Annotated in this window: 8 protein-coding genes; 2 read left to right on the top strand and 6 right to left on the bottom strand. The window is 69.0% G+C overall.

What is annotated here, in order from left to right:
* Window positions 1-90 precede the first annotated feature (90 nt).
* Complete coding sequence (locus tag OPF83_RS14570) at window positions 91-783, top strand: hemolysin III family protein (RefSeq protein ID WP_264888285.1); 693 nt, start codon at window positions 91-93, stop codon at window positions 781-783.
* Between the two features lie 150 nt (window positions 784-933).
* On the opposite strand, the gene OPF83_RS14565 is transcribed toward OPF83_RS14570, so the two are convergent.
* Together OPF83_RS14565 and OPF83_RS14560 are read right to left on the bottom strand one after the other, a co-directional pair.
* On the bottom strand, window positions 934-2,040 hold the full coding sequence (locus OPF83_RS14565; protein WP_264888336.1) for a nitronate monooxygenase family protein: 1,107 nt from the start codon (window positions 2,038-2,040) through the stop codon (window positions 934-936).
* A gap of 2 nt (window positions 2,041-2,042) precedes the next feature.
* Window positions 2,043-3,680 (bottom strand): acyl-CoA synthetase, encoded by a 1,638-nt coding sequence (locus OPF83_RS14560; protein WP_264888283.1) that lies wholly within the window; start codon window positions 3,678-3,680, stop codon window positions 2,043-2,045.
* A gap of 81 nt (window positions 3,681-3,761) precedes the next feature.
* Between OPF83_RS14560 and OPF83_RS14555 the strand changes: the two genes are divergently transcribed.
* Window positions 3,762-4,568, top strand: a complete 807-nt coding sequence (locus OPF83_RS14555) for a crotonase/enoyl-CoA hydratase family protein (RefSeq protein ID WP_264888282.1) — start codon at window positions 3,762-3,764, stop codon at window positions 4,566-4,568.
* 211 nt (window positions 4,569-4,779) lie between these two features.
* Here OPF83_RS14555 and OPF83_RS14550 read toward each other — a convergent pair whose 3' ends face one another.
* The 4 genes from OPF83_RS14550 to OPF83_RS14535 form a co-directional block, all read right to left on the bottom strand.
* Window positions 4,780-5,898: an Ig-like domain-containing protein gene (locus OPF83_RS14550; protein WP_264888281.1), complete on the bottom strand. Its 1,119-nt coding sequence runs from the start codon at window positions 5,896-5,898 to the stop codon at window positions 4,780-4,782.
* Window positions 5,899-6,059: 161 nt separating this feature from the next.
* Window positions 6,060-7,541, bottom strand: coding sequence for an aldehyde dehydrogenase family protein (locus OPF83_RS14545; RefSeq protein ID WP_264888280.1), 1,482 nt, complete (start codon window positions 7,539-7,541; stop codon window positions 6,060-6,062).
* A gap of 182 nt (window positions 7,542-7,723) precedes the next feature.
* Complete coding sequence (locus OPF83_RS14540; protein ID WP_264888279.1) at window positions 7,724-12,022, bottom strand: Ig-like domain repeat protein; 4,299 nt, start codon at window positions 12,020-12,022, stop codon at window positions 7,724-7,726.
* A gap of 640 nt (window positions 12,023-12,662) precedes the next feature.
* The coding region (locus OPF83_RS14535; protein ID WP_264888277.1) for an Ig-like domain-containing protein at window positions 12,663-14,079 on the bottom strand (1,417 nt) is incomplete at its 5' end.

Genomic DNA, 14,079 nt, shown 5'->3' with positions numbered 1-14,079 from the left:
AGAGCCCCCACCGCAGTGCCCAACAACACTATGCCCAACAACACTATTTCGAGCCCCGGAGCCGCCGTCGCCACGGGGTAGGTTCGGAGTGTGACCCCTCCGGCTGACGCAGACACGCTCGACCCCGACAACGACTTCAGCGTGACCGTGGTCCCGGAGAAGCCACTGCTGCGAGGCTGGATCCATCTCGGCACTCTGCCCGTGGCGATCGTGCTCGGAGTCCTGCTCACCGCGCTGTCGGAGGGCACCGCGCTGACGGTGGCGTGTGCGGTGTTCCTCGCGACCTCGTCGCTGCTGTTCGGCATCTCGGCGCTGTATCACCGGGGCACCTGGTCCCCGCGGGCCGCGGCGCTGCTGCGACGGATGGACCACTCGAACATCTTCCTGCTCATCGCCGGGACGTATACGCCCATGACCGTGGCCGCTCTCGAGCCGCCGGCCAGCACGATCCTGCTGGCCGTGGTGTGGACCGGCGCACTACTGGGGATCGCGTTCAGACTGTTCTGGCTCTCGGCCCCGCGCTGGCTGTACGTGGTGCTGTACATCGTCCTGGGCTGGACCGCGGTCTGGTTCGCCGGCGACCTCATCGAAGTGGACCCAGTCGCGGTGGGACTGGTGCTGGCCGGCGGACTCGCCTACACGGGCGGCGCGGTGGTTTACGGCCTCAAGCGGCCCGACCCGGTGCCGGGCGTGTACGGCTTCCACGAGGTGTTCCACACGTGCACAGTGGTGGCCTTCGCCTGCCACTGGGCGGCGATGCTGCTGTTCGTCCTCGGCAGCTGAGCCCCGCGCTCCCCGCCGAGCCCGCAACAACACCGAAATCCGCTACTCCCTCCGCAGATCCGCTACCCGTAAAGGGGTAGCGAATCAACAGGCGGAGTAGCGGATTTGCAGGGCGGCGGGGTGGTGACGCGGATTCCAGAAACGAGCTGGTCAGGCGAGTGAGGCGCGCAGGCGCTCGACGGCGGCGGAGTACTCGGCCACGATCTGCGCCATCGTGTCGGCGACCGGCACGATCCCGTCGAGCGAGCCGATGATCTGCCCGGCCGGCATGGCCACGACCTCCGGATCCTGGGCCGCGGAGATCCGCTGGTGCGCCTCGGCGACCAGCAGGTTCTGCAGCGGCATGGGCAGGGGCTCCGGAGCGTCATCGGCGGCCCAGGCGTCGGTCCACTTGCTCTTGAGCAGCCGGGCCGGCTTGCCGGAGTAGATACGGCTGCGAACGGTGTCCCGGCTGGTCGCGGCGAGCAGTGCCTTTTGCATGGCCTGCGAGCCACCGTCGTCGGCGTACTCGGCGGCGGTGAGCCAGCGCGAGCCCATCCAGGCGCCCTGCGCGCCCATGCCGACCACGGCCGCAACCTGCGTGCCGTCGCCGATCCCGCCGGCGGCGAGCACGGGTGCCCGGCCGTCGAGCGCACGGAGGATCTCGGGCACGAGCACCATGGTCGCCACCTCGCCGGTGTGACCGCCGGCCTCGCCACCCTGGGCGATCACGATGTCCACCCCGTTCTCGGCGTGGGCGAGCGCGTGTTTGGTGCTGCCGGCCAGCGCGGCCACCTTGAGCCCCGCGTCGTGAGCCTGGGAGATCACCTCGACCGGCGGGGAGCCCAGCGCGTTGGCAATCAAGACGGGCCGGTGTCGCAGCGCCACGTCGACGTGCGACTGCGCCACAGAGTGCAGCCAGCCCAGGACGCCGGCGTTCTCGTCGTCGTCGTCGCCGAGAGGCGGTACGCCTAGGTCGTCGAGGACTCGGTTGACGAATCCGCGGTGCTCGTCGGGGATCATGGCGCCCAGGTCCACGGAGCTGCCCTCGGTGGGCACCTTGTTGGGCATCACCACGTCGACGCCGTACGGCTTGCCGTCGGTGTTGGCGTCCATCCAGTCCAGGACCTCGTCGAGCTCGGCGGGGTCGTTGTACCGGACGGCGCCCAGCACGCCCATGCCCCCGGCGCGGGTCACGGCGGCGGCGACCGCCTTGGACGGGGTGAACGCGAAGATCGGGTACTGGATTCCGAACTCCTCGGCCAGATCGGTGCGGATGTTCACGAGGGGATCTCCTGGCTGTCGTCGGCGGGACGGGACGCGGCGATTTCCGCGGCCCAGCGGTAGTCGGGCTTGCCCGCGGGATTGCGTTTGACGGCGGGTTCCACCCATAGGGCGCGCGGCACCTTGTAGCCGGCGACCTCCCGGCGGACGTACTCCCCCACCTCGGCGATCGGCGGGCACGTGCCGTCGCGGGTCTGGATCACCGCGGCCACCTGCTGCCCCATCCGCTCGTGCGGCACGCCGATCACCAGGGCATCGAACACATCGGGGTGCGTCTTGAGCGCGGCCTCCACCTCCTCGGGGTGCACCTTCTCGCCGCCCGTGTTGATGGACACCGAGCCGCGGCCGAGCATGGTGACGGTGCCGTCTTCTTCCACGCGCGCGTCGTCGCCGGGGATCGCGTACCGCGTGCCGTTGTAGGTGCGGAAGGTCTCGGCGGTCTTGGCCTCGTCCTTGTAGTAGCCCAGCGGGATGTGCCCGGACCGTGCCACCTTGCCGATGGTCCCGGATCCGGGGGCGACCTCGTTGCCGTCATCGTCGAGCACGGTGGTCTGCGAGTCGATGGTCACGCGCGGGCCACCGGTGTGGTTCTTGCCCTTCTCGGCCGGCGCCAAGCCGGAGAAGCCGGTCTCGGAGGAGCCGATCGCATCCGAGAGCAGGAGGTTCGGGAAGGCGTCGTTGAACTGGTCCTTGACCGACGGCGACAGGAGCGCCGCCGACGAGCCCATGTAGAGCAGGCTCGAGGCGTCGTACTTCTCCGGGTCCCAGGCCTCGATCATGGGGCGGGCCATGGCGTCGCCGGTGATGAACATGAGGTTGATCCCCCGGTCGGTGACCAGCTGCCACACTTCGGCGGGGTCGAACTCGGGGACGATGACGCTGGTGTGGCCGGCGAACAGGGCCATGAAGATGGCCCACTGGGCGCCGCCGTGGATCAGGGGCGGCAGGGCGCAGCGGACCAGCACGCCGCCGTCGACGGCCTTATCTGCCAGCTCCCATTCGCTGGCGACCTTCTCTCCGGTCATGTAGTCGATGCCGCCGCCGAGGACCATGAACACGTCCTCCTGCCGCCAGACGACGCCCTTGGGCGCGCCCGTGGTGCCGCCGGTGTAGAGCATGTAGGTGTCGTCGTTCGAGCGCGGTTCGAAGTCGCGCTCCGGCGACTGCGCGGCCAGGGCGTCCTCGTAGTGGGAGACGGTGACGCCGGCGGGGACCTGCGGGTCGGGCCCGTCGGTACCGTCCTCGATCACCACGACGTGGGTGACGGCCGGGGCCTGTGGGAGGGCCTCGGCGAGGGTGTCGGTGTAGCGCCGTTCGACGACGACGACAACGCTGTCCGAGTTGTTCAGCAGATACTCGAGTTCGGGCGCGACGTAGCGGAAGTTGACGTTGATCATGACAGCGCGGATCTTGAAGATCGCGACCATCGCCTCGACGGCTTCGATCGTGTTGCGGCTGTAGACCGCGACCTTCCCCTCGGGGCCCACGCCGACCGATCGGAGGTGGTGGGCGAGGCGGTTGGCGCGCTCCTCCAGTTCGCGGAATGTCAGGACCCGATCACCCTGGACCAGGACCTCGCGGTCCGGCACGCGATCGACACTGTGCTCGACAAGATCCCCAATGGTGTAAGCCATACCCCTAAACTAGAACGTGTTCCCGTCCTGTGGGGTGGGTTACATCGAACTGTCGACACACTCAGCTATTCAGGAGGCACGATGACCGCCGACGTCACGCCCGAGGACCAGCACCTGCTCGCCGAGCGCCGCGGCCACGTCCTGATCGTCACCATGAACCGGCCCGAGGCACGCAACGCGCTGTCGGGTCCGATGATGCGCGGGATGGAGGAGGCCTGGGATCTGGTGGACTCGGATCCCGAGATCCGGGCGTGCATCCTCACCGGTGCCGGCGGATACTTCTGTGCCGGCGCGGACCTCAAGGCGATGAACAAGGACGCTCCCGGAGACAAGTTCGCCGGCGGCGGATGGGACCTCACCAAGCTCCCGGCGCTGCTCAAGGGCCGTCGGTTGAGCAAGCCGCTCATCGCCGCGGTCGAGGGCCCGGCCATCGCGGGCGGCACCGAGATCCTGCAGGGCACCGACATCCGCGTCGCCGGACGTTCCGCCAAGTTCGGCGTCTCCGAGGCGCGCTGGGGCCTCTACCCGCTGGGCGGCTCGGCCGTGCGACTCGTCCGCCAGATCCCGTACACCGTCGCGATGGAGGTCCTCATGACGGGCCGCCACCTGACCGCCGAGGAGGCCGAGCGCTTCGGGCTGATCGGCCACGTGGTGGACGACGGCTCCGCGCTGGACAAGGCGCTCGAGCTCGCCGAGTCGATCGCCGCCAACGGCCCGCTCGCGGTGCAGGGGATGATCGAGACGATCCGCCGCACCGAGGGCATGCACGAGGAGGAGGCGTTCAAGGTCGACGCCGAGGTGGGCGGCAAGGTCTTCGCCTCCGCGGACGCCAAGGAGGGCCCGCGCGCGTTCGCGGAGAAGCGCACCCCCGAGTTCCGAGGCGAATAACCCGCCCCTCCTGCCCGCAGCCGCTCCCTCCGAGCATCGCTGCACAAGTGCTCGACTTGTGCACTGTCTCGGTCAACCCCGCCGACCCTATGCGGCACATCGGTGACCGACAGGCCGCCTAACCTCGGGGCCGCCGGCCGGCTGAGCGGAGTACAGGCCCTGCCCCGACCCGATCGGAGCCGGAACCGGAGCCACAGCGTAGGCCGACCGATCAGGCCCCCGGTGCGGGCGCGGGCCCGGAGATGACGGTGCCGCCGCCGATCGCGCCCTCGATGAAGGACGTCGAGCCGGTCTCGCCGAGGCTGCTCTCGGACATGCTGCCCGTGGCGCTGCCGAATTCGGCCCCATCCGCGCTGCCGAATTCGGCCCCATCCGCGCTGCCGGATCCGCCGTCGCCCGAGCTACCCGAGCTCCCGGAGTCACCGGTGAGGCTGCCGGTGAGGCTGCCGAGCGGGCCCCAGTCGAGCAGGTCGTCCAGCGAGCCCCAGCCGGTGCCGGCGTCTTCCACCGTCACCTCCACCTCCGCGGCGGGCTCGGAGGTGCCCTGGTCGTTGGTGGCGGTGGCGGAAACGCTGTGCGTCCCACCGGCCATCTCCCCCACCTCGCAGGAGAACGTGCCCTCTTCGGTCGCGGTGGTGGTGCAGCGGATCTCCCCGTCGACGGTCACCTCGACAGTCGAGCCGGCTTCGGCCAACCCGCTGATGGTGACCACGTCACCGGTCGTGGGGGCCTCCGGGTCCACAGCGGAGACGGTCGGCGCCTCGGGCGCGGTGGCCGCCTCCTCGAGACGCAACGACCAGCCCGGCCTGATGGACACCCCCTGCTGCGTCTCCTCCCACGGGATCCCGAGCAGCAGCTTGACGGGGATCTCCTTACCGGTCGGTGCCGGGACCTCATTGAGCAGGACCCCGTAGTCCTCCGGAGTCGACGGGCCCGTGAGGGTGGCCATCTCGCCCGGGTCCTCGCCCAGTTCCACACGCCAAGTGGCCGAGGCACCGTCAGTGACGTTCCAGGCGCCCGCGTAGGCCTGCAGGGTGGCGGGCTGCTCGCAGCCGTTGCGCACCAGGAACTCGGCATGGAGCGATTCACTGCCTGGGACCGGCCTGATGGACCTCCACGAGATTTCCGAAGTACCACCCCAGCTCTCGCCCGCGTCCTGCGAGTACTCCAGGCATGCGGTGTCCAGCCAGGCCACCAGATGAGGATCTCCACTCACCTGCGTCGTGTCGACGGTTCGCGTGGTGTCTGTGGTGGCGGCGGCAACGAGACCCATCAGGGACATGACCCCGAGCGCTCGAACCGCTCCGCTTACCCGCTGCTTAGCTCCCATGCCCCGGATGATAGGAAGTTCCGCTCAGGAAGTCCACAGGAGTCACTCGTTCTGTGGCCCTTGGTCGGTCGATTGTGAGCTGCCCGCGCTGCCGCGGCGCATAAGGACAGCCGCTCCCCGAGATGGTTTCCCGCTCTCCTTACGGACAGCCGCCACCACCCTCAGAGCTTCAGCTTCGTCCGCCACTTCATCGCGTTGAAGTAGATCGACGCGTGCCGCTTCTTGTCCGGCGGGTACGGCGCGGCGACGAACTCGGAGATGTTGGTGGCGAACGAGTGCATGGCCACGGCCCGCTCGTGGGTGAAGGTCGAAAAGCCGTAGCGTCCGTGGTAGCCGCCCATGCCGGAGTTACCGACGCCGCCGAACGGCACGGCAGAGGAGACCATGCCGATGCCGAAGTCGTTGCCGTAGATGTTGCCGGAGCGGGTGCGGTCGGCCAGGTGCTCGAACCGGTCGTTCTTGTCGCCGTACCAGTACAGGACCAGCGGGCTGGGCCGGTCGCCTATATAGCGGATCGCCTCGTCGATGCTGCGGTAGCCAAAGACGGTGAGCACGGGGCCAAAGACCTCGTCGGAGTCGATCTCCATGTCGGAGGTGACGCCGGTGAGCAGGGTGGGCGCGATCTTGCGGGTGACGGCGTCGGGCAGCCGCTCCCCCGCGGGCGCGGCGTCGCGCTTCTCGGCACCCTTGGCCACGGCGTCGTCGATCAGGCCGACGATCCGCTCGTAGTTCTTGGTGTTGATCACGGCGGTGTACTCGGGGTTGCCGGCGATCGCGGGGTTGGCCGTGCGCCACTGGTCCAGCACGATCTCGCAGAACCGGTCCATCTGGTCCTGGGGCACAAACACGTAGTCGGGGCACATGCACACCTGGCCGCCGTTGACCATGCGAGAGGAGGCGACGCTGCGGGCCGCCCGCTCGAGGTCGGCGCTCGAGTCCACCACCACGGGGTTCTTCCCGCCGAGTTCCAGGGTGACGGGGGTGAGGTTGGCGGCTGCGTCGGCGGCGACGGACTTGCCCACCTCGGGCGAGCCGGTGAAGAACAGGTGGTCGAACGGCAGCCGGGAGAAGTCGGCGCCGCGTCCGTGCTCGGGGCCGATGATCGCGAGTTCGTCCACAGAGAAGTAGTCGGGCGCGCGCCGGGCGAGCACCTCGGTGGTGTGGGCGGTGACCGACGACGGCCGCAGCATGACGCGGTTGCCGGCGCCGAGCGCGGACCCTGCGGGGACGATCGTCAGGTACAACGGGAAGTTCCACGGCCCGACGATCCCCACCACGCCCTTGGGGTCGTGCCGCACCTGCTGGGTGAAGCCCACGGCGTCCAGCAGGCGGGAGGGCCGGGTGGGCTTCATCCACTTCTTGACGTTGGCGCGCTGGGTGTCGAGGTCGGGAATGGAGGAGGCCACGTCGGTGAGCAGCGAGAACGTCTCGGGGCGGGAGCCGTAGTCCTCGCGCATGGCCTCGGTGAGCTCGGCGGCGTTGTCCAGGACGAGCCGCTTGAGGCGCAGGATGCGGTCGCGCCGGATCTTGGCGCCGGGCTGCGGGTCGGCGAGGAACGCCTGCTGTTGCCGCTCGAGGATCTGCTCGAGGGTGAGGTCGCGCGCGGTGGGGGTGCCTGTGGTGCCGGTGAGGGTGCGGGTCATGCGTCCAGGGTAGAACGTGTTCCTGGTCTAGTGTGGTGCCGAGGTCGGCCGGCCGCCGCGCCGCGCCAGCCGGACCGGGGTCGCGGGGTCACCGCGGGAGGGGAAAAGACCACGACGACGACGCCGCCGAGGGCCCGCCTCCTCTGGTGGAGAAGGCGGGCCCTTGGTGAGGCACTCGTGCGTCAGCTGCCGAGCGAGCTCAGCGATCCGAGTGAGCCGGACGAGCCGCTCCCGCCGGCCCCGCCGAAGAGTCCGCCGAGCGAACCCATGTCGAGCGAGCCGGTGTCGTCGTCATCGTCGTCGTCCTCGCGGACGGTGACGGTCTTCTCCACCGTCATGTCCCCAGCGGAGACCGTGAGGGTCACCTGGCCCGCGGCGGCGGGAGTCCACTCGCAGGTGGCCGTGCCCTCGTCGCCCAGAGTGACGCGGCAGATCTCCGTGTCACCGTCGGTGATCACGACCTGCTCCCCGGCGTCGCCGGTGACCGTGATCTCGACCTTTTCGCCGGCCACAGGCTGGGCCGGGGTGACCGTGATGGTCGGCTCGGTGGGATCGACCACCGGGGCCTCGACCTGCAGCGACCCTCCGTCGGCGGCCCCGGAGGTATTGTCGGCGGCATCGGTCGCAGTCACCTCGACCGTCTTGCCGTCCATTGCCTCGGTCGCGTCGAACGAGCACGTAAACGTTCCGCCCGTCGCGGTGACCGAGCAGACCTCGTCGCCACCCACCGTCACAGTGACGGTCGACCCGGCCTCCGCCGATCCCGACACCGTGACCTGCTCGCCCACCGTCACCGGCTGCGGCGACACGGTCACTCCCGTGGGCGCGGCCGGCGCCTCGGTGTCAGGCGCCTCCGTGACGGTGACGATCTTGGTGACCGTCTGGTCCCCGGCCGTGACCGTCAGGGTCACCTGGCCCTCCGCGGCCGGGGTCCACTCGCAGGAGCCCGTGCCGTCCTGGTCCAGAGTGACGCGGCAGACCTCGTCCGCCCCGGCGGACACGACCACCTCGACGCCCGGCTCACCCGTCAGAGCGAGGGCGACCGGCTGCCCGGCCACCGGCTGCGCCGGCGTCAGGGTCACGGTCGGAGCAACCGGGTCCACGACCTCGGCCTCGAGCTGCAGCGACCCGCCGTCGGCGGCCTCGGAGGTGTTGCCGGCGCCGTCGGTCGCGGTGACCGCGACCGGCTTACCGTCCATATCCTCGGTTGCGTCGAACGAGCACGTGAACGTCCCGCCCGTCGCAGTGACCGAGCACACCTCATCGCCACCCACGGTCACCGTCACGGTCGACCCGGCCTCCGCCGTGCCGGACACGGTGACCTGCTCGCCCACCTTCACCGGCTGCGGCGACACGGTCACACCCGCGGGCGTGGCCGGGGCCTCGGTGTCGGGGGCCTCCGCGACAGTTACGGCGGTCGCGGTCGTCGACTGCGAGGCGCCCGTAGTGCCGTCACCCACGTAGTGCGCGGTCACGGATACGTCGCCGGCCGCGGCCGGGATCCAGTCGCACTCCACTGTGCCGTTGGCGGCGACCTGACCGGTGCACAGCGCGTCGGTGCCGCCTCGGAACTGGACGTCCACGCCCGTGACGCCGCCGGTGACGGTGGCCGATAGGCGCACCGGCTCCCCGGCAGTCGCGTCTGCCGAAGCGGTGACGGCGGACGTCTGCGTCTGCGCGACGCCCACGTCGATGCTCACCGGCGTCGACTCGGAGCCGGCCACAGCGTCGTTGCCGCCGTACTTCGCGGTGGCGGTCAGCGTGCCCGCGGTCGCGGGGGCGGTCCACGTGGCGGTGGCCGTGTCGCCGGTCACCGTCGGGGACGCGACCACGTTGCCGCCCACCACGATGTCGACGGTCTGACCGTTGGCGATGCCGGTGGTGGTGACGGTGAAGGTGATCGCGCCGCCCACCACGACCGAGTCGGTGGCCTCGAGCGCGACCGTCGACGCGGTCTTGCCGACGGTCACGCTGGTCACCTTCGCCGACTGCGAGGCGCTGGTCGTGGCGTCGCCCATGTAGTGGGCGCGGACCGCGACGGCCCCGGCGGCGGCCGGAATCCAGTTGCAGGACACCGTGCCGTCGGCGCCAACCTGCCCGGTGCACAGCACGTCGGTGCCATTGCGGAACTGGACGTCCACGCCGGGAGTGCCGCGGGTGACTGTGGCCTGGAGCGGCACGGTCTGGCCGATCGTCACGCTGCCGGGCGCGGCGACGCCGGAGGTCTGCGTGGCGGTCTCGTCGACGGTGATGGTCAGCGGGGCTGAATCGGCAGCTTCGGTCGAGGTGTTCCCTGCGTAGCTCGCGGTGATCGTGAACGTGCCGGTGGCCTCGGCGAGCCACTGGTAGGTGGCCTCGCCCCCGGTGACGGTGGCGGTGCCCTTCTTCTTCCCGTTGACCAGGATGTCCACGCTCTCGCCGTCGGCGATGCCGGTGGTGGTGAGGCTGAGGTCGGCGGTTTCCCCGGGCTGGACGGAGCCCGGCCCGGTCAGCTCGATGGACGTGCTGATGGTGCTGACGCTCACCGGGAGCGTCGCAGTCCCCGACTGCACGTTGTTGAGGAGCGCGTATGCGTTGAGCTCGTGCTGGCCCGCCGGCAGTGTGCCGAGCTCGCACTGGAACGCGCCTGAGGCGTCGGCGGTCGCCGTGCACTCGCTGTTGTTGGTGAACAGGAAGACGGTTACCTCGGATCCCGCGGGGGCCGTGCCGCTGACGGTGAGGGTGTCGGCGGCGGTGGGCGCGGCGGGGCTGATCGTCAGTCCGCTCGGTGCGGCCACGACGCCCTGCCCGACGCTCACCGTGGTGGGGGTGGCGGAATCGGAGGCGGAGGTGGTGTCAGTGCCGGCGTAGTGCGCGGTCACGGCCACGTCGCCGATCTCCTCCGGGGTCCACGCGCAGCTCGCGGTGCCGTCGGCGCCCACTTGCCCGGTGCACAGCACCTGGTCACCGTTGCGGAACTGGACGTCCACGCCCTCGACGCCGCCGGTGACGGTGGCGGTCAGGGTGACCGGCGCGCCGGTCTTCGGATCGGCGGAAGCGGTCACGGTGGAGGTGGTGGTCTGTCGGGCGTCGACGACGACGACGAGCTCGTCCGACTCCGCCCCGGCGACAGTCTCCGAGCCGGCGTACACGGCGCGGATGGTGTGGCTGCCGGTCGCGGTCGGGGTCCAGTCGATGCTGGCCTTACCAGCGGCGACCTGCGCGGGGCGCGACTGCTCGCCCTGGATCTCGAAGGTGATCGTCTGGCCGTCGGCGATCCCGATCGTCTGGGCCGTCAGCGTCTCGCTGCTCCCCACCGAACTGCTGGTGGGGCCGGTGAGCTCGATCGACGAGGCCTTGCGCCCCACGGTGACGGTGGTGGCCTGCGGCGACTGCGACTGTGTGGTGGTGCTCGTCCCCTCGTAGTGGGCGGTCACGTGGTACTCACCGGTAGCGGTGGGGGTCCACCCCACGAGGGCGTTGCCGTTGGCGGACAGCGTGGTCCTGGCGAGCACGGTGTCACCGTTGCGGAACTCGACGAACTCGCCGGGAGTACCTCCGGTGACGGTTGCTTGGAGATCCACTCGCTGCCCCACCTCCGCGCTCGCGACAACGTCAACGTCGGAGACTGTGGTCTGAATCAGTCCGACTGTTCCGGTGACAGCGTTCGAGGTGGAGTCCGCGTAGCCCGTCGAACCGCGGTAGGTGGCGGTGAGACTGTACGACTGCGCGGCCTGCTGGTTGGTCGGCTTCCAGGTGAAGCTGGCCTTCCCGTCCTGGAGTTGCGCGGTCCCGAGGGGCTGCCCGTGGTTGAAGAATTCGACGTCGTCGCCGTCGTGCCCGTCCGTGACGGTCGCGGTGAGGGTCGACTCGGTGCCAGGTGCGGGGTCCGGGTCCACGGCAAGGGTCGTGGTGGTCTCCTGGACCGGCTGGCTGACGGTGATGGTCTGAGGCACAGACGCTGAGGAGGCGATGTTGGTCGAGCCCGCGTAGTGAGCCTCGACGGAGTAGTCGCGTTCCTCGGTTGGGGTCCACCCGGTGAAGATCGCGGTTCCACCGACCACGTCTGCGGTGCCGATGCTCGTGCCACCCACGCGGAAGTCGATCGACTGACCGTCGGGGATGCCGGTGGTGGTGGCGGTGAGCGGGATGGTCGTGCCCACGTGCCGCGGGGTGCCCACCTCGAGGTTGACGCTCGAAATGGACTGCGTGACCTGGGCGGTCACCGTCGCGGAGGCCGATTCACTGTGGGTCGGGCTCTGGCCGGTGCGCGCCGTGATCGCGTACGAACCGGGGGCGGCCGCTGTCCAGGTGGCGTTCGCGACTCCGCCCTGCGCGGTGGCGGTCGCCACGACGTCTTCACCAACTAGGAAGCTGACAATGGTGCCATCCGGCGCGTCGGTGGTGGCGTTCAAAGTGGTGGGCTGGCCGATCACCACTGACCCTGGCTCGGCGAGGGTGGTGGTCACGCCCTTCCGCTGGACGGTGATGGTGGGGCCCATGGTCGGGAAGTTTCCATCGCGCACAGTACCGCTGAACTGGAATCCGCCCGAGGGAACCGGACCGGCATCGCAGGTGACGATATACCGAGCAGTCATGGTGATCGGTGGCTCATGACTGGCGGGTCCCGGTGGATCAACCTGCACCTGTGTAGCCGAGACGGACACTTCGCTCGAACGGCTGCCATTCGTGTAAGTCGTTCCGTTGGACGGCGTCCACGTCACAGCATCAGCGTTAGTCGCAGGATCGACTAGCTCGAGACATTGGGGAGTGAAATCACGCATCCAATTGATGAGGTTCCCATTCAATCCGCCAATTCGCTCTAACCGCGTGGACACTGTCACGGTGTCCCCGTATGTGACGGTGCCTTCACTGACTGTTCGAGCGACCCGCATATTACTGCCCCAGCCACTGGAAGTTTCTGCGGTGGCCGACACTGGCCCTGCCGACACCGCGCCGCTGGCCCCGGTGACCAGGAACGCCGCCGCCATCGCCAGCGTTCCCAATAGCGCGAGCGGCCTTTTCAACCTGTTCTTCATGAGTGCCCCTTCCCCCCGGGCATGAGTAACGATGCGGCCGAAGCGGCCGTGGTGCGAACGGGCGGCGGAGCGATATCCGCTCCGCCGCCCGAGGGGTGATGCGTTAGCTGCCGAAGCTGCTCAGCGAGCCGAGCGAGCCGCTGGCGTTATCGCCGCCACCGGAGCCGGTCAGCGATCCGAGGCTTCCGCTATCCGTATCTGTTGGATCAGGGTCCGGATCCGGGTCAGGGTTGACAACCTTCGGGGCGATGAAGACCGACTCGGTGTCCTGCGAGGCCAGGTAGACACCGTGACCGGAGAACACCGCGCGAACGGTGTGATCCCCGTCGGTTGTCGGGGCCCATGTCAAGGTCGCCGTGCCGTCCGACTGGACAGGCGCGGTGCCAATCAGAGTGTTGCCGTCGTAGAAGGTGACGGTTCCACCGGCCTGTCCCGCAGTGACCGTTGCCTTGAGCGTGGTCTCCTGGCCCACCTCGACAGACTGGATGTCTGCCAGTGTCGTGGTGGTGCTCTGGGCTTCGGGCGCCTTCTCGGCAACAGTGACAGCGAGCCCAGCGTTCGAGGGGTTCACACCGGTGCGTCCCGAGAACTTGGCATCGATCGTTCGCTCACCTGCGACAGACGGGATCCAGTCAATCGAGGCCGTGCCGTCCGCACCCACGGGGGCGGGTCCGATGGAGACCCCGTCATGGAAGAACTCAACCTCGCCACCGGCACCCGCCGGGGAGACCGTCGCTGTGATCCTAGTGCTGAGTCCCACCTTCAGGTCTCCTGAGGTGGCGATGGCTAACGAGGAATCGACGTTGGTGGGCGACACGACGACAGTGCGGTTATGGGATGTCGATCCACCGTGAGTGGGGGTCTCACCGAAGGTTGCCGTGACCTGCTTTGTCCCGGCGGTGGTCGGAGCCCACTCGAGCGTCGCCTGACCATTACTGACCGGGCCGTTCCCCACAGGCGCACCGTCGACGTTGAAGGTGACGACCCCGCCATCCGGCACGTTGTTGGTGGTGGCCCTCAAGGTGACCTGTTGATTGACCTCCGGGTTGACGGGCTGCGCCAACCAGACCGAGGTGCCCATGCGCCGGACATCGATCGTTGGCCCGTTGCTGGAAAAGTCTGCCGCGCCACTGATTGCGTTCGTGGTGTTCCACTTGGGTCCACCAGTAGGGAGCGGCCCGGCTGCGCACGTGACGCGGTATCCCGCGGAGAAAGTGATGGGCGGCGCCCACGAGTTGGCAAGGGGTGGATCAATCTTCGTAGACCCTGGCGAAACGAAAACCTCGCCCGGATTTGAAGCCTCTGTGTACGTTTTGCCGCTGACCGACCACGTGGTAGAGCCGGGAATGTACTCGAGGCAGTCCGGCTTGACGTCTTCGATCCAGTAGACCTGCCACAAGTTGCTTCCACGGGTGACCTTATTGGTGATTGTGATCTCGTCACCCCAGACCGGCGAGCTTTCGCTGACGGTCCTTTCGTAGCTCACGCCACCTTGGGATCCTTTCGCTGGCGCGGTAGGA

Source organism: Dietzia sp. NCCP-2495, assembly GCF_026011735.1.
Lineage (GTDB): Bacteria > Actinomycetota > Actinomycetes > Mycobacteriales > Mycobacteriaceae > Dietzia.
Note: the sequence above shows the minus strand (reverse complement) of the source record. Positions and strands in the feature narration are given on the sequence as shown.